At 72.9% G+C, this 25,882-nt stretch carries 17 protein-coding genes, 1 tRNA gene and 1 pseudogene; 14 read left to right on the top strand and 5 right to left on the bottom strand.

The annotated features are described in order from the left end of the window. Positions 1 to 63: 63 nt before the first annotated feature. A complete protein-coding gene (locus tag Q5530_RS06080) occupies positions 64 to 1,182 on the top strand; it encodes a TIGR03364 family FAD-dependent oxidoreductase (protein WP_415361210.1) in 1,119 nt (372 codons plus the stop codon). Here Q5530_RS06080 and Q5530_RS06075 read toward each other — a convergent pair. The 4 genes and pseudogenes from Q5530_RS06075 to Q5530_RS06060 form a co-directional block, all read right to left on the bottom strand. Continuing rightward, positions 1,174 to 2,172 (bottom strand): annotated as a pseudogene (locus Q5530_RS06075) (IS481 family transposase); the annotation flags it as partial. The gene Q5530_RS06080 and the pseudogene Q5530_RS06075 sit on opposite strands and share 9 nt — an antisense overlap. A gap of 134 nt (positions 2,173 to 2,306) precedes the next feature. Next, complete coding sequence (locus tag Q5530_RS06070) at positions 2,307 to 4,394, bottom strand: bifunctional lysylphosphatidylglycerol flippase/synthetase MprF (protein ID WP_415361209.1); 2,088 nt, start codon at positions 4,392 to 4,394, stop codon at positions 2,307 to 2,309. A gap of 37 nt (positions 4,395 to 4,431) precedes the next feature. Next, entirely contained in the window at positions 4,432 to 5,232 is an 801-nt protein-coding gene (locus Q5530_RS06065; RefSeq protein ID WP_415361208.1) for a hypothetical protein, read from the bottom strand. Further along, positions 5,219 to 6,598, bottom strand: a complete 1,380-nt coding sequence (locus Q5530_RS06060) for an alanine--tRNA ligase-related protein (protein ID WP_415361207.1) — start codon at positions 6,596 to 6,598, stop codon at positions 5,219 to 5,221. The genes Q5530_RS06065 and Q5530_RS06060 overlap by 14 nt, the downstream gene beginning before the upstream one ends. 538 nt (positions 6,599 to 7,136) lie before the next feature. Between Q5530_RS06060 and Q5530_RS06055 the strand changes: the two genes are divergently transcribed. Continuing rightward, positions 7,137 to 9,026 carry a recombinase family protein gene (locus tag Q5530_RS06055; protein ID WP_415361206.1) on the top strand — a complete coding sequence of 630 codons (1,890 nt, stop codon included), beginning with the start codon at positions 7,137 to 7,139 and terminating at the stop codon, positions 9,024 to 9,026. A 29-nt stretch (positions 9,027 to 9,055) separates the two neighbouring features. On the opposite strand, the gene Q5530_RS06050 is transcribed toward Q5530_RS06055, so the two are convergent. Beyond that, positions 9,056 to 9,138 (bottom strand) — tRNA-Leu (locus Q5530_RS06050). Positions 9,139 to 9,879: 741 nt separating this feature from the next. Between Q5530_RS06050 and Q5530_RS06045 the strand changes: the two genes are divergently transcribed. The 12 genes from Q5530_RS06045 to Q5530_RS05990 all read left to right on the top strand — a co-directional run bounded on the left by Q5530_RS06045 (position 9,880) and on the right by Q5530_RS05990 (position 25,846). Continuing rightward, entirely contained in the window at positions 9,880 to 10,605 is a 726-nt protein-coding gene (locus Q5530_RS06045; RefSeq protein WP_415361679.1) for a DUF6239 family natural product biosynthesis protein, read from the top strand. A 144-nt stretch (positions 10,606 to 10,749) separates the two neighbouring features. After that, the gene (add, locus tag Q5530_RS06040; RefSeq protein ID WP_415361205.1) at positions 10,750 to 11,823 is read left to right on the top strand and encodes an adenosine deaminase; all 1,074 of its coding nucleotides are present in this window, start codon (positions 10,750 to 10,752) and stop codon (positions 11,821 to 11,823) included. A gap of 430 nt (positions 11,824 to 12,253) precedes the next feature. After that, the gene (locus tag Q5530_RS06035) at positions 12,254 to 13,225 is read left to right on the top strand and encodes a DUF1702 family protein (RefSeq protein ID WP_415361204.1); all 972 of its coding nucleotides are present in this window, start codon (positions 12,254 to 12,256) and stop codon (positions 13,223 to 13,225) included. Positions 13,226 to 13,277: 52 nt separating this feature from the next. Next, the gene (locus tag Q5530_RS06030) at positions 13,278 to 15,158 is read left to right on the top strand and encodes a CRTAC1 family protein (RefSeq protein WP_415361203.1); all 1,881 of its coding nucleotides are present in this window, start codon (positions 13,278 to 13,280) and stop codon (positions 15,156 to 15,158) included. Next, entirely contained in the window at positions 15,155 to 16,120 is a 966-nt protein-coding gene (locus tag Q5530_RS06025) for an enediyne biosynthesis protein UnbU (RefSeq protein ID WP_415361202.1), read from the top strand. Before Q5530_RS06030 ends, Q5530_RS06025 begins: the two co-directional genes overlap by 4 nt. Then, positions 16,117 to 21,672, top strand: a complete 5,556-nt coding sequence (locus Q5530_RS06020; RefSeq protein ID WP_415361201.1) for an SDR family NAD(P)-dependent oxidoreductase — start codon at positions 16,117 to 16,119, stop codon at positions 21,670 to 21,672. Before Q5530_RS06025 ends, Q5530_RS06020 begins: the two co-directional genes overlap by 4 nt. Position 21,673: 1 nt before the next feature. Next, positions 21,674 to 22,099: an acyl-CoA thioesterase gene (locus Q5530_RS06015; protein WP_380635618.1), complete on the top strand. Its 426-nt coding sequence runs from the start codon at positions 21,674 to 21,676 to the stop codon at positions 22,097 to 22,099. Beyond that, a complete protein-coding gene (locus Q5530_RS06010) occupies positions 22,096 to 22,644 on the top strand; it encodes a hypothetical protein (RefSeq protein ID WP_380635617.1) in 549 nt (182 codons plus the stop codon). The genes Q5530_RS06015 and Q5530_RS06010 overlap by 4 nt, the downstream gene beginning before the upstream one ends. Continuing rightward, on the top strand, positions 22,617 to 22,952 hold the full coding sequence (locus Q5530_RS06005; protein ID WP_380635615.1) for a winged helix-turn-helix transcriptional regulator: 336 nt from the start codon (positions 22,617 to 22,619) through the stop codon (positions 22,950 to 22,952). The genes Q5530_RS06010 and Q5530_RS06005 overlap by 28 nt, the downstream gene beginning before the upstream one ends. 328 nt (positions 22,953 to 23,280) lie before the next feature. Next, positions 23,281 to 23,931, top strand: a complete 651-nt coding sequence (locus tag Q5530_RS06000; protein WP_415361200.1) for a winged helix-turn-helix transcriptional regulator — start codon at positions 23,281 to 23,283, stop codon at positions 23,929 to 23,931. Positions 23,932 to 24,335: 404 nt separating this feature from the next. Further along, on the top strand, positions 24,336 to 24,944 hold the full coding sequence (locus Q5530_RS05995; protein WP_415361199.1) for an SRPBCC family protein: 609 nt from the start codon (positions 24,336 to 24,338) through the stop codon (positions 24,942 to 24,944). Positions 24,945 to 25,024: 80 nt separating this feature from the next. After that, positions 25,025 to 25,846: a class I SAM-dependent methyltransferase gene (locus tag Q5530_RS05990; RefSeq protein WP_415361198.1), complete on the top strand. Its 822-nt coding sequence runs from the start codon at positions 25,025 to 25,027 to the stop codon at positions 25,844 to 25,846. Positions 25,847 to 25,882 lie beyond the last annotated feature (36 nt).

The following is a 25,882-nucleotide window of genomic DNA, read 5'->3' as shown; positions in this document are numbered from 1 at the left end:
CTTGTCACTACAAGTCTGCTCGGCGGCTTGTGGTGTGCCGCCGACTGCCGCAGTGTCACGGTCGTGGAACCCACCCTGGTGATCGTCGGCGCGGGCATCGTCGGCCTCGCGCACGCAGTGGAAGGCGTCCGTCGCGGCCTGCGCGTGGTCGTGGTCGACCGCGACGAGCGTGCCGTCGGCGCATCGGTGCGCAACTTCGGGCACATCTGTGCCACCGCCCAGGCCGGTCGCGCCCTCGACTTCGCCGGGACCGCGCGGCAGGCGTGGCTGGACCTCGCACCCGAAGCGGGGTTCCGGCTGTGGCGGGCCGGCACCGTCGTGCTCGCCCGCGCCGAGGACGAACTCGCCGTGCTCGCCGAGTTCGCCGCCTCCCGCGGCCCCGACCAGGTCACCCTGCTGGACCGGCGTGACATCGAACTCCCGCTGCTCGCCGACGACGTCCTGGGTGCCGCCCGGCTGCCCCTCGACCTGCGCGTCGACCCCCGCGAGGCGGTGCCCGCGCTGGCCGCCTGGCTGGCCGGGCAGGGTGTCGAGTTCCACTGGCGCACCGCCGCGACCGGCATCGAACCAGGCCTCGTCCGCACCACCCGCGGCACGTTCACCGTCGACGCCACCGTGGTCACCGTCGGCCACGACGTCGACCGCCTCCTGCCGGACACTGCCGACGCCGCCGGCCTGCGCCGCTGCCGCCTGCGGATGTTCGAGGTGTCGCCGCCCGGCGGGCACGTGATCGACCCGGCCGTCCTGTCCGGCACCTCGATGCTGCGCTACCCCGGCCTGGCCGGCACCGCCGCAGCCGCCGACGTCCGCGCCCGCATCGCCCGCGACCAACCGGAACTGCTCGACTCGGTGGTCAACCTGATGCTCACCCAACGCCCCGACGGCAACCTCGTCATCGGCGACACCCACCACTACGCCCTCACCCACGACCCGTTCCTCGACGAGGACACCGACGACCTGGTGCTGCGCGAAGCCGCCCGCCTGCTCAGCGTGCCCGCGCTGACCGTGCGCCGCCGCTGGACCGGCGTCTACGCCTCCGCCCCGGACGAATTCCTCATCGCCGCACCGCACCCCACCACCCGGGTCGTTTCGGTCACCTCGGGCATCGGCATGACCACGGCCTTCGGGCTCGCCCCCACCGTCCTCGACGACCTCAACGACCGCCGTCCCGGCGCTGTATGAGGCCATGACGTTGGTGACGCCGTCGTGGAGTCGAGTGGCTGGCGGTTGGTTTCCAGCGGCAGTGTGGGGTCGATGGTAGTTGTAGTGCACGTTCCAGACGTCCAGGGCGTCGGTGCGTTGCTGTTCGCTGGTCCAGACGTGGGCGTGGAGGAACTCCTCGGTGAGGATGCGGTTGTAGCGTTCGACCTTGCCGTTGTGGCGCGGGGTGTAGGGCTTGATGCGCTGGTGGCGGGCTCCGATCAGGGCCTTGGCGAAGTCGTGGGCGCGGTAGCAGGAGCCGTTGTCGGTGACGACGCGGTGGATGTGGCCGATGCCGTGGGCGGCGAGAAACGCCCTGGCCCGGTGTAGGAACGCGATCGCGGTGACCGCTTTCTCGTCGGGCAGGGCCTCGGTGTAGGCCAGGCGGGAGAACCCGTCGACCGCGGAGTGCAGGTAGGTGTAGCCGGCGCGGGCGCCCTTGTTCTTGGCGCGTTCCACCTGTCGGGCCTGCTCGCTGCCGCGGCCGTGGGCCCGCCAGCCACCCCCGTCGGGGATCACGCCGACCTTCTTGACGTCCAGGTGCACCATGTGGCCCGGCCACCGGGCGGTGATCCGGCGGGGACGCCGGTTGTTCGCGCCGGTCGGATCAAGGAATCGGCGACGGTTCAGGCCGAGGTGGGCCAGGTGCCGCCCGACGGTGCGCACAGAGATGTGGACGCCGTCGGATTCCAGCTCCAGGGCGATGCGGCGGGCCGAGTACTTGTGGTTCCGACGCAGCCGCTCGATGCGGGCCACGACCTCGGCGGAGGTGGCGGTGGGCTGGTGGTGCGGAACGCTCGGGCGGTCCAGCAGCCCGGCCTCGCCATAGCGGCGGTGGCGGTTGACCCAGCGCGACGCGCACTGCCGCGAGATGCCCATCTCGGCCGCGACATGGGCGATCGGGCGAGTGCGGCAGCGTTGGACCAGGCGGTGGCGGCCTTCGACGGACAGCGGGGCGTTACGGTGAAGCACGGACGGGTCTTTCTGCTCGGCGGACGAGTTGGTCGCACTTCTCATCCTGCCGTCGGAAGACCCGTCCGCCCGTTCAGGGCCGGCCCACCGTCACCAACGTCATGACCCGCAACAGCTAGCGCGCCGGCGGCGGGTCAGGCCGGTGATCGGGTGGCGGCCAGGAGTTGGCGTGGTGTCGCGTCGGGCAGGTAGGCGCGTACCAGGGCGAGGCCGATGCGCGGCAGGTCGGCCTCGTCGCGGAAGGCCATGTGCACCGGTTCGTAGCGCGGGGAGAACTTCGCCTTGAACGCGTGCAGGGAGCGGAAGCCGTAGTAGGGCTCGAGGGCGCCGCCGAGCTTGTCCAGCAGCTGGTCCACGCCGGCGGGTGGCGACGCGTCGCCGCCGCGTGCCAGCGGAGCGCCTGACAGCGACACGAATGCCGCGCCTTCGGCCTGCAACGCCAGGCACGTCGAGGCGATCATGTATTCCATCACGGGACGGAAGCCGTCGGTGCGGCGGCGCATCACGTCCAGCGTCCAGCCGCGCACCACACCGCCCTCGCCGTGCACGGGCAGCCACGACGTGACGCCGTGCACGCTGCCTGTCGTGTCCACGGCCAGCCCGACGCGCACCGCGGGGTCCAGCGCCTCCTCCACGCCACCGAGCGTGAAGCCCATCTCGGGCAGGCCCTGGTCGCCCACCCACTGCTCGGAGATCGCCCGCACCTGGGAGAGCACCGACGAGGGCTCGTCGGCCAGCCGCACCAGCCGGAACTCCAGCCCTTCGCGCTGCGCGCGGTTGAGCGCGGTGCGCACGTCCTGCCACTTCCTGCCCTTGAACGCCAGTCCCGGCAGGTCGATGATCGTGTCCTCGGCGATCTGCACCGTGCGCCACCCGGCGGCCCGCGCGGCGGAGGCGGCGGCGTCGGTGACGGAGAACAGGCAGGGGATCAGCCCGCCCTGCTCGCCGGCCGCGGCGAACTCGCGCACTGCGTCGGCGATGGTCGCCGCCGGCACCACCGGGTCGGCCAGGGCGAGCGCGACACCGGCGTGCCGCTGGTAGCAGACGTACCCGCGGCCGTCGGCGGTGAAGTAGTACCGGTTGTCCGGCCAGGTGGTCATCCACGACATGGTCGAGCCGCCCACCTCGGCCAGCGTGCCGCGCACCCGGTCGAGCACGTCCTTCGACGCCGCCACACCGCCGGGCACGCGGCGGCGTGCCTGCACCCGGAACGCGCGCCGGTTGAACAGCAGCAACACCAGCAGGCCGACCCACAGCACGCCGCCGCCCAGCGCCACCGGCGCGCCGCCGGGCAGCCTGCCCGCCAGGATGAGCACCAGCGCCAGCGCGGCGACGAGCAGGTTGAGCAGTCCCAGCAGGACGGTCACCCACCATGCCCACCGCTTGCCGTAGCGCAGCTGGTTGGCGACGAACCCGCCAACGACCAGATCCACCAGCACGTCGGCTACCGGGGCGGCGTCGCCGGAGGTCGAGCCGAATGGCCCGCGGCCGGGGAACAGCAGCACCACCAGTTGGATCAGCAGCACCACGGCCAACCCTGCGGCGGCGAGCATCCGCGTCTCCGATCGCGTGCGCGGGCCGAACCCCGGTTCGACGCCGAACAGCCACTGCCCCACCAGCAGCCCGACGCCGACGGCGAGGACGTGGGCCGCGTCCGAGAGCGTGCCCTCGAACAGGAACGCCGCCGTCACGTACAGCCAGAGCACCGCTCTCACCCGCAGCCGCCACGGCGAGCGCAGCGCCGCCGAGGTGACCGCCACGGCGGTGACCGTGCCGGTGGTGAATCCGACGTCGCGCGTAGCCACCAGCGCCTGCGCCCACGTCCACCCGCTGTTCGACAGCAGCCACACCAGCAGTGACGCGGCCAGGGTGCCGCCGAGCTGCCCCGCCACCGCCGCGACGGCCACCCGCCGGGTGCCCAACCGCGCCTCGCACGCACCGACCAGCACGACGAACAGCACCAGGCCGAACACCCACTGACCGGGCGTCAGGCCGAACAGGGCGCCGGTCACGAAGGTCCACACGCGGCCCTCGCGCAACGCGGGGACGCCGTAGGCGATCCAGGGGAACCACTCGGCCCGCCACGCCGGCGTCCACACGGTGCGGGAGAGCAGCCCGACGGCGATCAGGACCACCGCGAACCCCGCGGTGAACGGCACCTTGCGCACTACGCCCGGCAAGACCGCGATCACCCGCGACGCCCGCGCCTCGAACGTGCTCATCGACGAACTCCCCTCCACGCGACCCGCCGACCACCCGTCACCCGGCGGACCGGAACAACCCGGCCACCAGCGGCACCGCCACCGCCGCCACGACCACTTGCGGCCAGACCACGACCCCGGTGTCGCCCAGCGGTCCCGGCGAGGGCAGCACCGCGCCCAGCACGGGACCGGCGCCCGCGAGCAGCACCACCACGCCCGCGAGCAGCGCCACCCGCTCCCGAACCGCCACGGGTCGCGACGGCGGGCCGCCGAACCTCCGGTCGGCCCACGGACCCGCGGCGAACCCGGCCAGCACCGCCACCAGGTGCTCGACGTCCGCGAGCGTCCCCTCGAACAGCAGCGACGTCACCACGTACAGCGCCAGGGCCACCCGCAGTCGCAACCGCCACGGTGGCGGGGCCAGCGCGGTCAGCATCGCCACCGCCGCCATCGACCCGGCGGAGAACCCCACGTCCAGCGTCGCCGTCGTGCGCGAGGCCCACTCCCAGCCGGTGGCGCCCGCGGCGGCGAGCAGGCCCGCGGCGACCAGGACCGAGCCGAGCTGCGTGACCGGCACGTACCACGCCGTGAACCGCGTCCCCAGCCGCCACTCGCACCAGCCCGCGAACAGCGCGAACGAGCCGACCATGAACCCGTACGCCCACGGCGCGATGGCCAGGAACGGCCCCGTCAGCAGCGTCCACCAGCGACCAGCGGCCAGCGACGGCACACCGTAGGCCACCTCCGGCCACCACGACTGGTCCTCGGCGGCGGTCCACAGCGCACCGGACACCACGCCGACGACGATCATGACGACCACGACGGCGGTGGTGAACGGGACGCGCCTAACGACCCGCACGGGACCGCGCTCGCTGTTCCTCCAGCAGCCGGTCGTACCCGGCCTCCCAGTCCGGCGTGAGCGCCGCGCCCGAGCGGCGCACCTCCTCGGCGCTGAGCTCCGCCGGCATGCCGTAGGTGTCGTGCAGCTCGAACAGGTCCGCCCCGGTCACCACCGGCCCCAGCGCCGCCAGCCGTGACAGGCCGTGGTGCACGGTGCGCAGGAAGGCCGCCTCCTCCCTGGCCAGCACGGCGACGATCTCGTCGCGCCGCTCGGCGACCTCGGGGTAGACGTCGGCGTAGATGCCCGCCACGACCGGCACCAGTTCGGCGGCCAGGTCGTGCACGCCCAGTTCGAGGCCGTAGCGGACCGCCCGCCGCACCAGGCGGCGCATCACGTAGCCCTGCATCCGGTTGGCCGGGCGCACGCCGTCGGCGGCCAGGAACACCGCGCCGCGCACGTGGTCGGTGATCACCCGCATCGCCGTCAGGTTGTCCTCGTAGGACTTCCCGGACAGCTCCCGCAGCCGTTGCACCATCGGCCACAGCAGGCTGACCCGGTAGACGTCGGGGGTGTCGAGCGCCGCGGCGGCGATGCGCTCCAGGCCGCCGCCGAAGTCCACGTTGTGCTGCGGCAGCCCGGCGAAACCGTCCTGGGTGCGCCGGAAGGTCATGAACACCGAGTTCCCGATCTCCAGGAACTGCCCGCCGTCGGAGTTCTGGTGCGGGAACCGGCCGAACCGGGCGTCGTGCTCGACCTGCGGGAAGTGGTAGAAGATCTCCGAGTCGGGGCCGCCGGGGTCGCCCACCGGCATCTCGTCGGGCCCGCCGGACCGGCTCCACCAGTTCTTCCGCCCGTAGAACGCGATGCGCGCGCCCTGGTTGCCGACCTCGTCCCCGTGCTCCTCGGTGTCCAGGTCGACCCGGTCCGCGCTCACCCCCGCGTCGGTGAACAGCCCGGTCCAGATGTCGGCGGACTCCTCGTCGCGGGGAATGCCGTGCTCCGGGTCGCCCAGGAACACGCTTACGTAGATCCGCCCGGGGTCCAGTCCCACCACCTCGGTGAGGAAGCGCCACACCGCCGGGATCTGCTCGGCCTTGGAGTAGTCGCCCAACGACCAGTTGCCCAGCATCTCGAAGAACGTGGTGTGCCGGTTGTCTCCCACCTCGTCCATGTCCTGCGCCCGCAGGCACGGCTGCACGTCGGTCAGCCGGGTGCCCGACGGGTGCGGCTCGCCGAGCAGGTACGGCAGCAGCGGCTGCATGCCGCTGCCGGTGAACAGGGTCGTCGGATCGTCACGCAACACCAGCGGCGCACGGGTCAGCCGCACGTGCCCACGTTCACCCAGGAACCGCAGGAAAGCCCGCCTGACCTCGTGCGCGTCCACCGGGGGAACGATGCCACGACCTCGACATCCCGGCACAACGGAAGCGACTGGTGCCCCCACCGCCGGGGTTCGGGGTCGTCGGCGCGGTCGTCCGTCCGGAGAACCACGCGAAACGGATGTTGGTCCTGTCCACGGAGACGAGCGGCGTTCTCCCGGGTGGTGCGCTGATCGGCGCTGCGGGCACAGCGGACGAGTCGCATCGGAACCAAGGTCGCCCGTTCAGGTGACCTGGATACCGCGTGCGGAAGGACGCGGTCGTGCAGGAGCCGGATTTTCGACCCGCGCCACCTGCGGGTCGGACGGAACTCCACGCCCGGCCACGCCTTGCCCAAGCGTGATGTGAATCCGGAAACCATGGGCACCTACGTCGACGGGCCCTACCGCTCACCAGCTTGAGCACTTCACCAGCATCGAAGGTCGATGCGTAGGCGGGATCGGACTGCTCCATCCGAGCGTGTTTTGGCGAGACTTCGTCATCCTGGTGAGAGTCTCTCGTCACCTCGACGTCCAGCTTCGTTCTGACGTCGAGGACCGCGCCATGACGGTGTCCGCCCTGTCCCGCCCCACCACGCTCGCCGAGTGGATCGCCGCCACCGTCCCGCCGGGTATCGCGGCGATGGATGCCGCTCCTGTCGTGAACCTGCGGTTCTTGTTCTACGGTCGCGCTTCCACTCATGAACATCAGGACCCTCGGACATCGAGGGCGTGGCAGTTGGATGTGTCCCGCAGGCTTACCGGCGGGCACGGTGTGATCGTGGGGGAGTACTTCGAGGTCGGGTGTTCCCGTCAGGTTCCGTGGCATCTGCGGCCTCGGGCGGCGGCGATGCTGCGTTACATCGCGGCGAACGCGGATCGGATCGACGCGGTGGTGGTCGGCGAGTACGAGCGTGCGTTCCTCGATGGCGCCCAGGTGCGGGAGTTGCGGGCGGTGTTGGAGCGGTTCGGGGTGCGGCTGTGGCTGCCGGAGGCGGAGGGGCCGGTGGACTTCGACAATCCCGCGCACGAGGCGTTGCTGTCGTTGCTGGCGGCGCGTTCGCAGACGGAGGTGATGCGTTCCCGGCACCGGGTCGTCACGGCCATGCGGATGCAGACGGTCGAGCAGGGACGCTACCTCGGCGGCAGACCGCCCTACGGCTACCGGCTCGTTGACGCCGGGCCTCACCCGAACCGGGCGTTGGCGCGGCGCGGCGTGCGCCAGCAGCGGCTCATACCTGACCCGGCCACGGCGCCCACCGTGAAGCTGATCTTCTCGTTACGTCTGGCCGGGTACAGCGCCGCGGGCATCGCCCGCCACCTCAACGAGCAGGCCGTGCCCAGTCCTACGAGTGCGGACGCGGAGCGCGACGGACGTCGAGACGATCATGGTTGTTGGTCGCTGCGTACGGTGGTGGAGATCCTCGGCAATCCGCGCTACACCGGTCATCAGGTGTGGAACCGCACCGGCGCCGACCGCGCCACCCGCTCACCGAGCGGACGACGGACCAGCGTCCGCAACGAGCAGCACGCCTGGGCGATCTCGACCCGCATCGCCCACATGCCGCTGGTGTCCGAGCAGGACTTCGTCACCGCACAGACCATCCGGGCCACCAGGAACAGCGCCCGCCAGGTCGACGCCGACGACGGAGGAGAGTGCGCCTACTTGTTGGCGGGCAGGCTCCAGTGCGGCTTGTGCGAACGGAAGATGGACTCGCACCGTTCCCACGGTCGCGCCGCTTACCGTTGCCGTCACGGTCACACCAGCGCCCGGACCCGACCGGAAGGCGCGCCGGGCAACCTCTATCTGCGCGAGGATCACCTGCTCGGCCACATCGCCGCACACCTCACCGCCGTCAGCATCGCCGACAACCCAGGCCCGGAGCAGACCGCACGCCTGGTCGACGAACTCGACCTCGTCTTACGCTGCGACGTCGCCGGGGTCGCTTTGCTCGACCGCGGCACCACGGGGCGAGCGCGCACACCACGCAGGCGCCTGGCACCGCAGCCTGTCCATGGCAGGCCCGGGACCGGAGATCATCGTGGAAAGGCAGGCGAACAACTCCTGCTGACCTTGAGTGGTGCGACGGCTTCGGCAGCGGATCAGCCCGATGCGCCCGCAGGCCGAGTCGAGGCACCGGCTCACACAACCCGCTCCCCGCACCAGCCTCTCTGGCGACCGATCCGCCCGGCAGCACCCCAGCGTCGGCGCCGGCAGATCGGGTTCCACGTCGCCCTCCGCACCGCCCGGTCGCGGGACGCATCCCAGGCCGGGGGAGCTGAGTATCCACCGCGGGGCCGGCACGGCCGTGACCGCGGTCGGCAGGTCGTGGGACGAGCCGGACGCCGCCCACTGCTCCTGCCGGCACACTGGCAGACACCCCACGAACACGGTCCAGCAGGTAGGCTCGAAGAGACGTCGGGAAACACAACGCCCCACGAGCATCCCAGGTGACCTGGAATTATCTCGCGGGGCGAATTATGTGTCCGAGGGGGGACTTGAACCCCCACCCCCTTTCGGGGACTAGCACCTCAAGCTAGCGCGTCTGCCATTCCGCCACCCGGACCCCTCGGCTCTCGCCGTGGTGTGTGCATAGATTACATGATCGTTCCTGGTGGCCAAAATCGGGGTGGTGGACGGCGCGCTCAGGAGCTAAAGCTGCTGGTAGCGGCGTTGCTGTAACGGAGCGTGGTAGAAATTTTACGCTCTGCTCCGGGGGCCTGCTTGTGTCTCGGCCTGCGGAGCGGTCGGGGTTGCGCCGCGTCGTGATCCGGCGGGGGAGGGTCGTCGCGGTGGGGTGGGTGGCGTCCGCACGGGAGATTTGTGGCCGGAGGCGCGGGGCCTGGTTGCGTACCCGGCGGTCTCGTGCGCGCCTCGCTATAGGGATCGAGTATCGGTTGCGGCCCGGCCCTGGGGTCGGTGCTCTTGCGCTGGGGTCACCGGGCGAGCACGGTGGGTGCGTGCGGGACGGCGGGCTGGGTTGTGCTTCAGCCGGTGGGTGGTGGTGGCCGGTTGGGGTGGGGCGCGTCCTGTTGTGTCACCCGGTGGAGTGTCATCCGTACGGTGATGGGATGTCCCGATCCGTCTGTGTCGCGGGTGGATCGCGGGGGCGGGTGGTTCGAACCCCGGGTTGCTTCGAGGTCGAGGTGGGCCGGGGTTGTCGGGCCGTCGGCTCCCGGGGAGGGCCGGAGTCGCCTGGTCCACCTGGCCGCCTCCCCAGGACTGTCTGCTTACTATTCTAAAGTAAAGCAAACCTGGTCGGAGGGGGAGTGCGGTGCGCGGGAGCCTTCGGTGGGGGATCTTGTCGGTGGTCGTGCCCGCCTCGGTGGTCGCGCTGGGTGGCGTTGCTTCTGCACAGCACCACGATGTTGAGCCGGTCGGGGCTTCTTCGTTGGGTGGGGTGTGGCTGCGGCTACTGATCGTGATTGCGCTCGTGGTGGTGGCCGGGGCTTCGCTGCTGCGTCCGTTCACCGAGGGTCTCGGGGGGCGTGCTCGGGCTGTGGTGGTGGCCGCGGCGGCGGTGGCGGTGGTGGGGGAGTTGGCCCTGGTGCCCGTTCGGGTGGAGCGGCTTGACCCGAACGAGGTGGTGGTGCCTGTGGTGCTAATGACCGGTGCGCTGGCCGTCCTGCCTGTGCTTGCCTGGTCAGGCGGTCGATCGCGCGGGTGGCTGCCCGCCGCGGTCGGGGTCGGTGCGCTGGTCGTCGGCACGGATGTGGCGGCGGTGGGCGAGCTGGTGACGGGCGAGTGGAGCGGAGGTGAACTGAGGGCCAGTGCCCTGGCCTGGGTCGCGGCCCTGGCCTGGCTGACGCTCAGCGCGCCGGTCGGGCGGGGGGTGGCTCGGGTGGTCGGGGTCGTCGCGTTCGCGGTGGCGGTCGCGGTGGTCGCGGCCGTGCCCGGGTTCGTCGCCGCCGGGGAGCACGCCGCCGTGTCCGTGCAGGGGGCTGGGTGGTCCTGTGTGGAGGGAGGGGTCCTGGACGACGGGCAGGTACTTGTCAACGGGATTGGCTCTGAGTCTGGTAACGAGTACCATTGACAAAGCACTAGCGAGTGGCGGTCTGGGGACGTACCACCGCAGGTTGTGCGCCTGCGGCCTTGACAGAGGTGTGCTGCTCGCTGCTACAACAGATAGCAGCCGAATCGACGTCACTGGGCCGGCACGAAAGTAGATCCTGGGGGGGTGGTGGTCATCCGAACCTGCCCTCCGGTCTGGTCCCACGAGCTGGCCTCGTTCATCGCCGGCATGCCGAAGGCGGAGTTGCACGTCCACCTGGAGGGTTCCCTGCGTCCCGGCACGCTGCTCGACCTCGACCGCCGCAACGGCGGTCGGTTCACCGGCCTGGACGAGCAGTGGCTCGCCGAGCGCTTCCGGTTCCGGGACTTCCGCCACTTCGCCGACCTCTACTCGACCTGCACCGATGTGTTCCGGGGGCCCGAGGACTTCGCTCGGGCGGTCACCGAACTCGCCGCCGACCTGGCCACGCAGGGCGTGGTGTACGTCGAGGCGACGTGTTCGGCGATCACGCACCACCGCGACCGGGGCATCCCGTTCGACGAGGTGGTCGACGGGCTGTGGGCGGGAGCGGAGAGGGCGCTGCGCGACAGCGGTGTGGTGGTGAGGTTCGTGCTCGACCACGTGCGGGACCTCTCCGTCGAGGACTGCCTGCGCACGGCCGAGTGGTGCGTGCTGGGGCGGGGGCGCGGTGTGGTCGCCCTCGGCATCGGAGGTTACGAGCCCGGTCGGCCCGCCTCGCTGTTCGCGGAGGCGGTGCGCTGGGCTACGGCGCGGGGCGTGCCGTTCGTGCCCCACGCCGGTGAGGCGGTCGGCGCGGACGGGGTTCGCGACGCGCTGGCGTTCGACCCGCCGCGACTGGGTCACGGGTTCCGCGCCGCCGACGACCCGTCGGTGGTGGACGACCTGCTCGAACGCGGTGTCGTGCTGGAGCTGTGCCCGACGAGCAACCTGCGCACGGGGGTGGTGGCGGACCTCGCGGAGCACCCGGTCCGCCGGCTCCTGGCCCGCGGGGTGCCCGTCGTGCTCGGCACCGACGACCCGCTGCTGTTCGGCTCCACGGTGCTGGGCGAGTACCGGCTGGCCGCGACCGACCTCGGCTTCGGCGTGCGCGACCTGGTGGCCGCCGCGCGCGAGTCCTTACGGTCGGCGCTGGTGGAGCCCGCCGTGCGCGACGCGCTCGTCGCCGCGCACGACCGCTACGCCGCCGACGTGGCCACGGCCACGCCCGACGACTCGTAGCACTCGCTGGTTCGCGGCGCCGCCACCGCGGCGGCTGCCCCTGCCCGGTGCGATCGGATCGCCGCGCCGGCCGCGGAACAACGTCATAACAAAAAATTAACCGGCAGGCGACGCCTGTCTGGTCGCCCTGCCACGCCTGCTATTGGCGAGGGCATTTTTTGGATGTTCCGCCGAATGCTCGCGCAGCGTCCCCAAAATGGTAGACCAGGGGCCGCGCGGGGTCGTCGTTGCTGCCTGCGCAACGTCCGGAAGATCCTTCCGGTAGATCGGTCAAGATGGCTGGTACGTGCGTTCCACAACCATGCACGGCATCCGTGTGAATTTGTCACTTTGTCTTGATGCGCCGCTGAACCGCTGGTAGACAGGGTTGTCGAGTCCTGCTGGCGGCTCGACGAGGTCGGGTCGCCCGGGCGGTACGAGCTTTCCTGGGATGGGTGTGGTAGAGGTGAGGAAATTCAACGGGAGTTCAGCTCCGGTTTTTCTGTCAAGATTTCGTTCGCCGCTCACGATCCCGCTCGCCACGGCTGATTTCGTGGTCCGCGGGTTCCGCGCCGACCGGCCGGAGGCACGGTCCGTGCTCGAAGAGCACGCGAGATTCTTCCTCACCGGCTTCAACCTCGCGACGGCGCACTGGAGGGCGCCGCACGAGAGGTTGCACGCCGAGGTGCCCGACAGCGAGCGCGGGTTCGCCTACGAGGGCGCCGGCATGTTCGCCGGCCTGCTCGACCTCGCCACGGCCGGCCGCGCGGGCGCGCTGCGGCGGCTGCTGACGGGGCCGGGCGACAGCTACACGCACCTGATCCACGTCGGCGCGGGCTGGCTGGCCTCGCCGATGAAGGTGACCGTCGTGCCGCGACTGCCGTCCACGCCGCTGCTGCGGTGGCTGGCCATCGACGGCGCCGGGTTCGGCGAGGTCTACTTCGGCGGCCTGCGGGCCCTGCTCCAGCGCTCCCGGCGCACGCCCGGACCGCAGTGGGAGGCCCGGCTGGCGGGCTGCGGACGAGCCCTGTGGTTCGCCGAGTCCGCCGACGCCGCCGGGGTGGCCGACGTGATCGGCCGGGCCGCCACCCCGGCCCGCCCCCACCTGTGGGCGGGCGTCGGCCTGGCCGTCACCTACGCCGGCGCCGCCGACGACGCGACCTTCGACGCGCTGGAGGAGGCGACGGGGCCGTACTTCGTCCACTTCGCCCAGGGCGTGGTGTTCGGCGCCGCGGCCCGGCAGCGCTCCGGCATCGTGCCGCCGCACACCGAGCGCTCGGCGAAGCGCTTCCTCGGCGTCGACGCGGACGAGACCGCCGAGTGGAGCGACAGGGCCGCGCAGGGCCTGCTCGACTCCAACGACATCCACTCCTACCTCCAGTGGAAGTCCAGGCTCCGCGCGCACATCGCCGCACATCGCTGATCACGACCGGGAGAGTGCGATTTACATGCGCATCAACGCACGACAGTTTCTGGTGATCGGCGTCGTCCTCGCCCTCTGCGCCGCGCTCGGCCTCCTGGTGGTTCGCCCCGGGCTGAGCGAAGCCGAGGCGAACGCGCTGGCGTCCAACTACGGCTTCACCGCCGAACCGCTCAACCCGATGGCACCGGGGGCGCGCACCGAACGCGTCGTCGCGCCCGACCTGCACGCCATCCGGGGCTGGATCTCCTCCGTCGGCGCCGCCGCCGCGCTGTCCGACCTGCGCGAGCAGGGCCGGGCCGGCGACCTGTGCCTGGTGGACCCCCGGGACGACTCGGTCACGCTGCGCCCGGTGCGCGCGTCCGACCCCGACGGGTACGAGCCGGTGCTGCTCACCCCCGCCGCCGACGGCCTGCCCTACGACCACACGATGGCGCCCATGGGCTGCGTCCCGCACGACGTGGACGCGGACGGCGACGTCGACCACGTCGTGCACTACTGGGGTCGCTCACCCGTGGTCTTCCTCAACACCGCCGGCGTCGGCGCGCCGACCGCCGACGGCTACCGCGCCGTCGAGCTGATCACGCCGATGGCGGTGTGGAACTCCAGCACCCTCAACGTCGGCGACATCGACGGCGACGGCAACCTGGACCTGTTCATCGGCAACTACTTCCCGGACGGCGCGCGGGTGCTCGACCCCGACGCGCACACCGAGAGCCGGATGCAGATGCAGGACTCGATGGGCCTGGCCCGCAACGCCGGCGTCAACCGCCTGCTGCTGGGCAAGCCCACCGGCCGCCCGGACGAGCTGCCCGCCTACACCGACGCGAGCTACGCGCTCTCCCGGATGGCGTCGACCTCCTGGACGCTGGCCACCGGCCTCCAGGACCTCTCCGGCGACGGCCGCCCCGAGCTGTACCAGGCCAACGACTTCGGCCCCGACCAGCTGATGCTCAACGAGTCCACCCCGGGCAACGTGAAGTTCAGCGAGGTGCGCGGCAAGCGCGACTGGACCAGCCCGAAGTCCACCATCATGGGCCGCGACTCGTTCAAGGGGATGGGCCTGACCTTCACCTACGACGGCGACGCGGCGCTGCCCTCGCTGATCGTCAGCAACATCACCACGCCCTTCGCCCTGCACGAGAGCAACTTCGCCTTCATCCCGCAGGGCACGCCGCAGGACTTCGCCAACGGCGAGTTCCCCTACGACGAGCGCAGCGAGGAGCTGGGCATCGCCCGCGCCGGCTGGTGCTGGGACGTGCGCAGCGGCGACTTCGACAACGACGGCGTGGACGAGATCATGCAGGCCAACGGCTTCCTCAAGGGCAAGACCAACCGGTGGCCGCTGCTCCAGGAACTCGCCATGGGCAACGACGACCTGCTGCGCCACCCGGCGTTCTGGCCGAACTTCGGCCCGGACGACGACCTGTCCGGCCACGAGCCGAACCGGTTCTGGGTGCGCGGTCCCGAGGGCCGCTACTCCGACCTCGCCGAGCACACCGGCATCGCGACCGGCGACAACACCCGGGCCCTGGCCTACGGCGACGTCGACGGCGACAACAAGCTCGACGTGGTGGTGGCCAACCAGTGGGAGGACTCCGTCCTGCTGCACAACACCGCGCCGGCGGGACCCGCCGCCGACCTGCGGCTGGTGCGGCCCGCGCCCGCGGGGTCCGGCGACGCGGTGACCGACGCGATCGGCGCCCAGGTGCGGCTGCACCACCCCGACCGGCCGCAGCGCACCCAGTTCTACCCGGCCAACGGCCACACCGGCGTCTCCGCGCCCCAGGTGCACTTCGCCCTGCCCGGCGGTGACGAGGTGCCCGCCACGATCACCTGGCGCGACGCCGCGGGCCTGCACGAGGCGGTCGTGCAGGTGCGCCCCGGCCACGGGACCATCCTGCTCAAGAGCGACGGAACGGCGGAAGTGCGATGACGACCACGGCCTCTCGCGACCTCGACCAGATCGCCGCGCCCCCGGCGCAGGGCTCCGCCCCCGAGGCGAAGCCCGGCCTGTCACCGCAGGTCAAGCGAGTCCGCGCGCTGGCGCGCTTCGCCACCACCATCACGATCTTCAACATCCTGGGCCACGCCTTCCTGGGCTTCGAGCAGGCGCCGATCACCCCGATCGTCGCCGCGCTCACCAGCTACGCCACGGCGCTGCTGTTCGAGTGGGTCGACGCCTGGGCCCAGAAGCGCGAACCGGCCTTCGCCGGCGGCTTCAAGTCGATGGTGATCTTCCTGCTGCCCGCGCACATCACCGGCCTGGCGTGCGGCATGCTGCTGTGGGGCAACACGTCCCTGTGGCCGTACATGTTCGCGATCGCGGTCGGCAACGGCGCCAAGTACGTGGTCCGGCTGCGCGTGAACGGCAAGCTCCACCACGTGCTCAACCCGTCGAACACCGGCATCGCCGTCGTCCTGGTGCTGTTCCCCTGGGTGAGCATCGCGCCGCCGTACCACTTCACCAACTTCACCGTGAACACGCTGGACTGGCTGCTGCCGCTGGGCATCCTGATGTTCGGCACCATGCTCAACGCCAAGCTCACCGGCAAGATGCCGCTGATCCTCGGCTGGCTCGGCGCGTTCGCGCTCCAGGCCGTGCTGCGCTGGCTGCTGCTCGACCACTCCCTGCTCGGCGCGCTGGTGCCGATGACCGGGCTGGCGTTCATCCTGTTCACCAACTACATGATCACCGACCCGGGCAGCAGCCCGAGCAGGCCGCGCAACCAGGTGATCTTCGGCGTGACCGCCGCGGCCATCTACTCCGCCCTGGTCCTGTCCGGGATCACCTTCGGCCTGTTCTTCGCCCTGGTGATCACCTGCGTCCTGCGCGGGTTCGTGCTGCTGCTCACGCCGCGGTTCAAGCGACCGGAGCCGGTGGTGGGCGCGTCATGAGCGGTCCCGGTGGCGTCGCGGTGGTCGGCCTGGCCTGCCGCTACCCCGACGCGGACTCCCCGGCCCGTCTCTGGGAGACGGTCCTGGGTCGCCGGCGCGGGTTCCGCAGGCTGCCCGAGCAGCGCCTCTCCAGCGCCTACCTGGGCCCGGCCGACGACCCCGACCGGACCTACTCCACCCACGCGGGCCTGCTGCGGGGCTGGCAGTTCGACCGGGCGCGCTTCGGCGTGCCCGGCACGCTGCACCGGGTGGTCGACCACGCGCACTGGCTCGCGCTGGAGACCGCGGCCGACGCCCTGGTCGACGCGGGGTTCCCCGACGGCCGCGGCCTGGACCGCGACCGGGTGGGCGTGCTGCTGGGCAACACCATGACCGGCGAGTTCTCCCGCGCGGCGCAGCTGCGGCTGCGCTGGCCGTTCATGCGGCGCGCCGCGGCGGCGGCGCTCGACGGCGCGGGCGTGGACCCCGAGCGGGCCCGGCACACCCTGGCGCTGCTCGGCGACCTGGTGCGCGAGCCGTTCCCGGTGCCCGGCGACGAGTCGCTGGCGGGAGCCCTGTCCAACACCATCGCGGGCCGCGTGTGCAACCACTTCGACTTCCACGGCACCGGCTTCACCGTGGACGGGGCGTGCGCGTCGAGCCTGCTGTCGGTCATGACGGCCGGCCGCGCCCTGCTCGGCGGCGAGCTGGACTTCGCGCTCGCCGGCGGCGTGGACCTCAGCCTCGACCCGTTCGAGCTGGTCGGCTTCGCCCGCACCGGCGCGCTCGCGGTCGACGAGATGCGCGTCTTCGACCGCAACCCCACCGGCTTCCTGCCGGGCGAGGGCTGCGGCGTGGTGGCGCTGATGCGCGCCGAGGACGCCGAGCGCGAGGGCGTGCGCACCTACGCCGTGCTGGAGGGCTGGGGCACCTCCTCCGACGGCGCCGGCGGCCTCACCCGGCCCCGGTCGCAGGGCCAGGCGCTGGCCATGGGCCGCGCCTACCGGATGGCCGGCATCGACCCGCACGCCGTGGAGCTCGTCGAGGGCCACGGCACCGGCACCCGGGTCGGCGACGAGGTGGAGCTGACCGCGCTGTGCGAGGTCCGCGGCCGCGGCGCCCACCGCGCCGCCCTCGGCTCGGTCAAGGCCAACATCGGGCACACCAAGGCCGCGGCGGGCGTGGCGGGGCTGATCAAGGCCACGCTGGCGGTGCACCACCGCGTGCTGCCGCCCACGACCGGCGTCGAGGAGCCGCACGACCTGCTGCGCGACCCCGCCGCACCGCTGCGCCTGCTCGGCGAGGCGGAGCCCTGGGGTGCGACGACGCCGTGGGCGTCGGTGTCCTCCATGGGGTTCGGCGGCATCAACGCCCACGTGGTGCTGCGCGGCCGACCCGCGCGGCCGGCCACCGCGCTGCCCGCGCACGTCACGGCGCTGGGCCGCCCCGCGCCCCGGCACGACATCGTGCTGCTCGACGCCCCGGACACCGCCGCGCTGGGCGACCGGCTCGACGCGCTGACCGCTCTCGCCCCCTCGCTGAGCGACGCCGAGCTGCACGACCTCGCCGCCACCCTGCACGCCGAGCGGCGCGGCACCGGCGCGGTCCGCTGCGCCCTGGTCGCCGACACCCCCGACCGGCTGCGCGAGGCCGCGACCGCGGCCCGCGCCCGGCTGGACGGGTGGGACGGCGAGCTGCGCGTGGACGAGACCTCGGGCGTGGTCCTGGCCGCCGGCCCGCCGCGCCGCGTCGGCCTGCTGCTGCCCGGCCAGGCCGCGCCGGTCCGCGCCGGGCTCGCCGCCTGGGCCGACGGGCTGGACGTGCCGGCGGCGGGCGTCACCGTCACCGACGACGCGACCGACACCGCGATCGCCCAGCCCGCCGTGGTCCGCCACTCGCTGGCCGCGCTGGCCTGGCTCACCGCGTCCGGCTGCCGGCCCGTCGGCGCGGTCGGCCACAGCCTGGGCGAGATCACCGCCCTGGCGTGGGCGGGCGCGCTGGACCCCGACACCGCGCAGGCCCTCGCCGTGGCCCGGGGCCGGGTGATGGCCGACCACGGCGCGCCCGGCACGACCATGGCGGGCGTCGCCGCGGACGAGGACACCGCCCGCGAACTCGCCGAGGGCCTGGAGGTGGAGCTCACCGGGTTCAACGGCCCGGCCCAGACCACCGTCGGCGGACCGGCCGACCAGGTCGGGCAGCTGGTGGCGCGGGCCCGCGAGCGCGGGATCCGGGCGACCTCACTGCCCGTGTCCCACGCCTTCCACAGCTCGGCCATGCGCGACGTCGTCGAGCCGCTGCGCGCCGAGCTGGCCGGGATCGCGTTCGCGCCGCCGGACCGGCCGGTGTTCTCCACCGTCACCGGCCGCCCGCTGACCTCGGACGCCGACCTGGTGGACCTGCTCGCCGGGCAGGTCGTCCGGCCGGTGCTGTTCACCGAGGCGCTGCGCCGCCTCACCGGGCGCTGCGACCTGCTCGTCGAGGCGGGCCCCGGCACCACGCTGACCGACCTGGCGCGCTCCGCGGGGGCCACCGCCGTGTCCCTCGACACCTGCCACCCCGGCCGGCACGCCCTGGCCACCGCCGTGCTCGCCGCGTGCTCGGCGGGCGACCTCGGCGCGTGGTTCGCGGGCCGCGCGCACCGGCCGCTGGGCCTGGACACCCGGATCGACCTGCTGGCCAACCCGTGCGAGACCGACCTGCCCGGTCTGGGCGCGCACCGGCCCGAGGACGCCCGGCCCGCGCCCGCGCCCGCCGCGGTGGTCCCCGCCGCGACGGGCGTGCCCGAGCCGCTCCCGGCCGCGGACGACACCGACCTGCTGACCCTCGTGCGCGACCGGCTCAGCCGCGTGCTGGAGCTGCCGGCGGCCAACATCAAGCCGGACAGCACGCTGCTCGGCGACCTCCACCTCAACTCGTTGCAGGTGGTCCAGGTCATCGGGGCCATCGCCGACTCCGTCGGCAGGCGACCCCCGGACAGCGCCCTGTCCAACGTGGACACCACCGTCGCCGACGTGGCCGAGCTGCTGGCCGCCCGGCCCGTCGCCGAGGCGGAGTCCGACCGGCCGCCCGCGGGCCTGGCGCCCTGGGTGCGGGCCTTCGAGCACGACTGGGCGCCGTTCGAGCCCACCGCCGCGCCCGCCGGCGGCAGCTGGACCGTCGACGCGCCGGCCGGGCACTGGCTGCACTCCGCCGCCGGGCTCCCGGGCGCCACCGGCGAGCGCAACCTCGCCGTGTGGCTGGCCGACGAGCGGCCCGAGGAGGTCGCCCGCGTCCTCGCGCTGGTCGCCGGGCACCGGCCGCGCCGCCTGCTCGTCGCCCACCGGGGCCACCCGGCCGCCGCGGGCGTGGGGCGCAGCGCCGCCGTGGAGCTGGACGGGTGCGCGGTCACCGTGGTCCACGTGCACGACGACGCGCTGGACCCGGACCTGGTCGCCGCCACCGGCTACCGCGAGCTGCGCGTCCGGCCCGACGGCCGCGCCGAGCGCGTGACCACCCGCGCGCGCCGACCGGAGCCGGGCGGCGAGCTGCCCCTGGGACCCGGCGACGTCTGCCTGGTCACCGGCGGCGTGGACGGCATCACCACCGAGTGCGGCGTGGCGCTGGCCCACCGCACCGGGTGCACCCTGGTGGTGCTGGGCCGGTCCGCGCCCGACACGCCGCGGGTCGCCGACGCGCTGCGCGCCCTGGCCTCCCGCGTTCCCGCGCACTACGTGCGGGCCGACATCACCGACCCCGACCAGGTGGCCTCCGCCGTGGCGGCCGCCGCCGGGATCGGGCCGGTGCGCGGCCTGCTGCACGGCGCCGGGGTCAACCAGCCCCGCCTGCTGGGCGCGGTGTCCGCCGACACCCTCCGCGAGACCCTCGCGCCCAAGGTCACCGGCCTGCGGCTGCTGCTCGACGCCGCACCGGACCTGCGGCTCGTGGTCGGCTTCGGCTCGATCATCGGCCGCGGCGGGCTGCCCGGCCAGGCCGAGTACTGCGTGGCCAACGACTGGCTGCGCGACGAGCTGGAACGCGCCGCCGAGCGCTTCCCGCAGCGCCGCCACCACCTGCTGGAGTGGTCGCTGTGGGACGGCCTCGGCATGGGGGAGCGGATGGGCGTGGTGGAGGGCCTCGCGGCCTCCGGCATCGCGCCGATCACCGCGGCGGACGGCCCGCCCGCCATGCTCGCCGCGCTCACCGACCGCGGCGCGCCGGTGACGCTGCTGGTCACCGGCCGCTTCCCGGAGGGGCCCACGCTGCGCGTCGAGGGCGAGGCGCCCGAACCGCTGCGCTTCGTCGAGGACCCGCGCGTGCGCTTCGCCGGGGTGGAGGCCGTGCTGGACGCGGAGCTGTCCCTGGGTCACGACCCCTACCTCGACGAGCACCGCGTCGAGGGCGTGCCCGTGCTGCCCGCCGTGGTCGGGCTGGAGGCCATGGCCCAGGCCGCGGACGCGGTGGCGGGGGAGCACCGGGGTTGGGAGTTCTCCGACCTCGACCTGCGCAGCCCGGTCACCGTGCCCGAGCGCGGCGCGCGGGTGGTGCGGGTGCTGGCGCTCGACGACGGCGCGGACGCCGTCCGGGTCGCCCTGCGCGACGACACCGACGGCCACGCCGCCGACCGCTTCACCGCCGTGGTGCGGGAGGCGCCGGAACCGGGGCCCGCCGGCCCGCCGGACGACGTCGTGCCCGCCGAGACCGGCCCGCACCCGTTCTACGGGCCGCTGCTGTTCCACCGGGGCCGGTTCCGCCGGCTGCTGGGCTACGAGCGGCTGTCCGCGTTCGAGGTCCGGGCCCGCGTGCGCGCCGAGCCCGACGCGCCGTGGTTCTCCCACTTCCACCACCAACGGCTGCTGCTGGGCGACCCGGGCGCGTTCGACGCGGCCCTGCACGTGCTGCTCGCGTGCGTCCCGCACCGCCGGGCCCTGCCCGTCGGGGCGGACCGGTTCACCGCGTGGAAGGCGCCGCGCGGAGTGCTGCGCGTGCACGCGGTGGAACGCGCGCACACCGCCGACGACTACGTGTTCGACGTGGACGTGCTGGACGCGGGCGGTGCGCGCGTCGCCCGGTGGGACGCCCTGCGGCTGCGCGCCGTGGGTCCCGCCCGCTGGGCGGAGGCCATGCCCGCCTCCCTGGTCGGGCCCATGCTCAGCCGCCGCCTCATCGAACTCGACGTCGCGCAGCGCGTCGAACTCGTGATCGCCGGGGCGGACGGCTGGGGCGGCGGCGGCGAACCCGTCCTCGCCGACGGCCACGACCACGCCCTGTTCGTCCGCGCCGACCACCCGGTCGGCGTCGCCTGGGGCACGGGCGCCGCGCCCGAACCGTTCGAGGAGTCCGACGGCGACCGCGCGGCGTCCGTCGCGGCCAAGCTCGACGAACCCCTGGAGGTGGCGGCCGGGCGGATCACCGCCGCGCGCGCCGCCCTGGCCCGCGCCGGTCTCGACCGGCGCTCGCCCCTGGAGATCGCCGAGGTCACCGACGACGGCCTGCTGGTGCTGTGCGCCGCGAGCGCCGCCGTCGTGGTCGCCCGACCCGCCGTGGCCGGGATCGGCGAACCCGTTGTCGCGATCGCAGTGGAGGTGGGATGACGTGCGCGAATACCTGTTGCGGCACCGAGTGACGTTCGACGAGACCAATGTCGTCGGCAACGTCTACTTCGCGCACTACCTGCACTGGCAGGGCCACTGCCGGGAAGCCTTCCTCGCCGACCACGCCCCCGGCGTGCTCGCCGACGTGCGGAGCGGGGACCTGGCCCTGGCCACCGTGTCGTGCGAGATGGAGTACTTCGCCGAGTGCTTCGCCCTCGACGAGGTCGAGGTGGCGATGACGCTGCGCCGCGTGCGCGGCAACCAGGTGGAGATGAGCTACGAGTTCCGGCGGGACGGCCGCATGGTCGCCCGCGGCGGGCAGGTCGTGTCCTGCCTGCGCAGGACCGCGAACGGGGTGGTCCCCGTCCGGGTCCCAGACGAGTTGTCCCTGGCCCTGGCCCAGTTCGAAGCGAAGGCGGCGGTATGACCCACCCGATGGCGCTCCCGGTGGTGCGGACCCTCAACACGGATCGGCACCGCGTCGCTCTCCAGGTGTTCATGGTGGTGGTGGTCGCCCACTGGGCCGAACACCTGGCGCAGGCCGTGCAGATCTACGTCCTGGGGATGCCCACGTCGGAGGCGCGCGGTGTCCTCGGCCTGCCGTTCCCGTGGCTGGTGCACTCCGAGTGGATGCACTACGGGTACGCCCTGGTCATGATGGTCGGCCTGATCCTGCTCCGACCCGGGTTCGTGGGCAAGGCGCGCACCTGGTGGACCGCCGCGCTGCTCATCCAGGTCTGGCACCACTTCGAGCACCTGCTCCTGCTGCTCCAGGCGCTCGTGGGCACGAACATCGCGAGCCGGCCCGTGCCGACCAGCCTGCTCCAGCTCGCCCTGCCGCGGGTGGAGCTGCACCTGTTCTACAACGCGATCGTGTTCATCCCGATGGTCGTCGCGATGATCAAGCACGGCAAGCCGTCGGACGAGGAACTGGCCGCGGCGCCGTGCCGCTGCGCGCCGGCGAAGGTGTGATCGACGTGCCGCCCGAGGACCAGGAGAACCGTCGTCCCTGCCCGCTGGAGGCCGGCCTGGACGTGGTCGGCGACATGTGGTCGATGCTGGTGGTGCGGGAGCTGCTGGTCGCGCCCGCCACCGAGGACCAGCTGCTGGAGGGCCTGCCGGGGCTCGACCGCGACCTGCTCGCGCCCCTGCTCGACGCGCTGTGCGCCAACGGCGTGGTGGAGCGGGGCGAGGAGTACCGGCTGACGCCGCTGGGCCACCGGCTGCACGGGCCGCTGCTCGCCCTGGCGCACTGGGGACGGACGAACTCGATGCGCTGACCCACCGCCGATGAGTACAAGAACACGTAATTTCCCGCTGTGCTCGACCCCGGTCCGGTACGTGCCGTCGCCGGACCGGGGTCGGGCGGCGGTCCGGGACCGCGACGGGGAACCCGGTTCGACCGCTGGTCCGCCGACGGCCCGCACGCCCGGGAGGGGACCATGCCACCCACGACCGACGAACCGGACCGCGCCGTCCCCCGGCGGGCCGCCGTTCCGGGGTCGGCCGCCGTTCCGGGGCGCCCCCGGACGCGCCGGTCGGAGCGAAGACGGCCGGGTGGTTCCCCGCCGCCGACCACCACCCCCCGGGGAAGCGGGGTGGGGCGCGGTGTCGTCGAAGCGTGACTACGGCCAGTTCTGCGGGCTCGCCGGGGCCCTCAACGTCATCGGCGAGCGCTGGACGCTGCTGGTGGTGCGCGAGCTGCTCATCGGACCCGCCCGGTTCACCGAGCTGCTCGACAACCTGCCCGGCATGGGCCCCAACCTGCTGACCGAGCGCCTGCGCGCGCTGGCCGACCTCGTCATCGTGGCCCAGCAGCCGGTGCCGGGCGACGGCCGGGCCCGCCAGTACGTCCTCACCGAGGTGGGGGAGCAGCTGCGCCGGCCGGTGCTGTCGCTGGCCCGCTGGGGCCTCCAGTTCCTCAGCGAGGAGGACAGCGCGGGCGCCAGCCGCGCGACGTGGGGTTTCCTGGCGGTGCAGGCGATGGTGTGCCAGGAGGCGGTGCCGGGCCTGTCGGAGGTCTACGAGTTCCGCGTGGCCGACCAGGTGTTCACCATCGCCGTGCGCGACGGCCGGGTCACCTTCGGCCGGGGTCGGGTCCGGGTTCCCGACCTGACGCTGGAGTGCGACACCGACACGTTCATCCGCATCGGCGCGAGGATGATGTCCCCGTACCACGCGGTCGCCACCGGCGCGGTGAGGATGACCGGCACGCCCGAGGCGGCCCAGCGCATCACGAGGTTGCTCGGGCTGGCCTGACCGCCCGCCCTCCTGTTCAGCGCCCTCCCGTTCGGCGGCGGCTCACCACCCGCCGCGGCCCGTTGGCGTCTTTCACGGCTCCGCACCGTGACGAAGACCCCCGCAGGCAAGCCGCGCTCGTCACTCATTTGGCGTAAATATGTGGTAGCCAGTCACGCGCTGTGCAGAGGCGGGGGAGCGCATCCTCCTGGCGCGCGCCGGGTATCCCCTGAAACCACGACATGCGGTGAAACCCGGTTCCCGCCGCGCGGGTCGCGTGGGGAGGCCGGGGAACTTGGCTATACGCTGGTGCAGCGAAATCAGCCGCAGAGATTTAGTGTGGCCTTATATAGGTTCACTCTGATATTGTCCGCCCCACGCCCGGTGTGACGGCACCGGTGCGACCCGGATGGAGAGACAAGGACATGAGTGACAGCAAGACCAAGCACCCGGTCGACGAGACCGAAAGGGAGCTCGGGCAGCGCACGATCGGCGCGGGTGAGGCCCACTCCGCGATCATGCGTCGCGTCTACTCGGCTCCGATCGACGAGGTCTGGTCCGCCATCACCGACCCGGACCGCATCACCCGGTACTTCCTGCCGGTGAGCGGCGACCTCCGCGAGGGCGGCTCCTTCTCGATCGAGATGAACGCCGACGGCGAGATCCTCAAGTGCGACGCGCCCAACCTGCTCCGCGTGACCTGGTCCTACGAGGGCTCGATCCCCGACGAGGTCGAGATCCGGCTCAAGGAGGTCGAGGGCGGCACCCAGCTGGAGCTCGAACACGCCTCGGTGCGGGACGTGCTCGTCTCCAGCGACCCCAAGACCGGTGACTACGGGGTCGGCGCCGGCTGGGAGGCGCCGCTGAAGTACCTCGGCAAGCACCTCGCGGGCGAGCTGCCCAACAAGCCCTCCCTGGAGTGGTACGAGCCGACCGAGGAGGACGCGGACCTGAGCCGGGACGCCGGGATGGCCTGGTCGCAGGTCATCGAGGCGGCCTACGTCAAGCTGCTCAAGCAGGGATCGAAGTCCTGAGCCGCCGTCCGTCAGACCTGCCGGGCGGTGGCCCGGTCCTCGCCGGGCCACCGCCCGACACCGGTGCGTAAGGCATCATCATGAGCGATTCCTCCCCCTCACCCGGCCTCGGCGTGGCGTTCGACCGCGCGGCCGACGACTGGCTCGCCTGGCAGCAGACGCCCTGGGCGCGCGTGTACTACGCCCTGGTCCGGCACGTCCTCGCCGCGCTGCCGGAGGTGCCCGGTCGGTCCCTCAACGTGCTCGACGTGGGCGGCGCGAACGGCGTCGACTCGCTGCCGCTGCTCGTGGCGGGCCACCGGGTGACGGTCCTCGACTTCTCCTCGGTCCTGCTGGCCGAGGCCGTCGCGGCGGCGGAGAGGGCCGGCGCGGACGGCGACCGGCTGCGGGTCGAGCACCGGGACGTCGGCGACCCCCGACCGCTCCCGCTCCCCGTCGACGCCACCGGCTGGGACCTCGTGCTGTGCCACAACGTGCTGCACTACCGGGACGACCCGGCGGAACTGGTCGGCCGGCTCGTCGCCGCGACGCGGCCCGGCGGCGCGCTGTCGCTCATCGCGCCGAATCCCGCGATGGACGTCCTGGCCGCCGCGATCCGCGACGGCGATCCCCGGCAGGGGTTGGAAATGCTCGAAGCCCCGACCCGCCGTTCGGTCACCATCGGTGAACCCATGCACCGGTTGGAAAGGGCGAGCGTCGAGGCCGCGGTGCGGGACGCCGGCGCGGTCGTGACGGATCGCTTCGGGCTCCGCACGGTGATCGACCTCGTTGTCGACGACCGGCTGAAACGCGATCCGGAGTGGCTGCGGCAGACCACGGAGCTCGAACTGGCCCTGTGTTCTCGCGCCCCCTACCGCGATATCGCGCGGTTCTGGCAGCTGATCTGCCGAAGGCCGGACTGAACCACCCCGGTCCGCCGGCCGGGCCGACGGCGAAAT

The organism is Saccharothrix sp. BKS2, from assembly GCF_047689505.1.
Taxonomy (GTDB): Bacteria; Actinomycetota; Actinomycetes; order Mycobacteriales; family Pseudonocardiaceae; genus Actinosynnema; species Actinosynnema lopnurensis.
Note: the sequence above shows the minus strand (reverse complement) of the source record. Positions and strands in the feature narration are given on the sequence as shown.

Bases quoted from the DNA above. Each gene is read 5' to 3' on its own strand.
- Q5530_RS06070 (WP_415361209.1), bottom strand. From the start codon at position 4,394: ATGAGCACGTTCGAGGCGCGGGCGTCGCGGGTGATCGCGGTCTTGCCG.
- Q5530_RS06055 (WP_415361206.1), top strand. From the start codon at position 7,137: ATGACGGTGTCCGCCCTGTCCCGCCCCACCACGCTCGCCGAGTGGATC.
- Q5530_RS06035 (WP_415361204.1), top strand. From the start codon at position 12,254: ATGGGTGTGGTAGAGGTGAGGAAATTCAACGGGAGTTCAGCTCCGGTT.
- Q5530_RS06025 (WP_415361202.1), top strand. From the start codon at position 15,155: ATGACGACCACGGCCTCTCGCGACCTCGACCAGATCGCCGCGCCCCCG.
- Q5530_RS06020 (WP_415361201.1), top strand. From the start codon at position 16,117: ATGAGCGGTCCCGGTGGCGTCGCGGTGGTCGGCCTGGCCTGCCGCTAC.
- Q5530_RS06010 (WP_380635617.1), top strand. From the start codon at position 22,096: ATGACCCACCCGATGGCGCTCCCGGTGGTGCGGACCCTCAACACGGAT.
- Q5530_RS05995 (WP_415361199.1), top strand. From the start codon at position 24,336: ATGAGTGACAGCAAGACCAAGCACCCGGTCGACGAGACCGAAAGGGAG.
- Q5530_RS05990 (WP_415361198.1), top strand. From the start codon at position 25,025: ATGAGCGATTCCTCCCCCTCACCCGGCCTCGGCGTGGCGTTCGACCGC.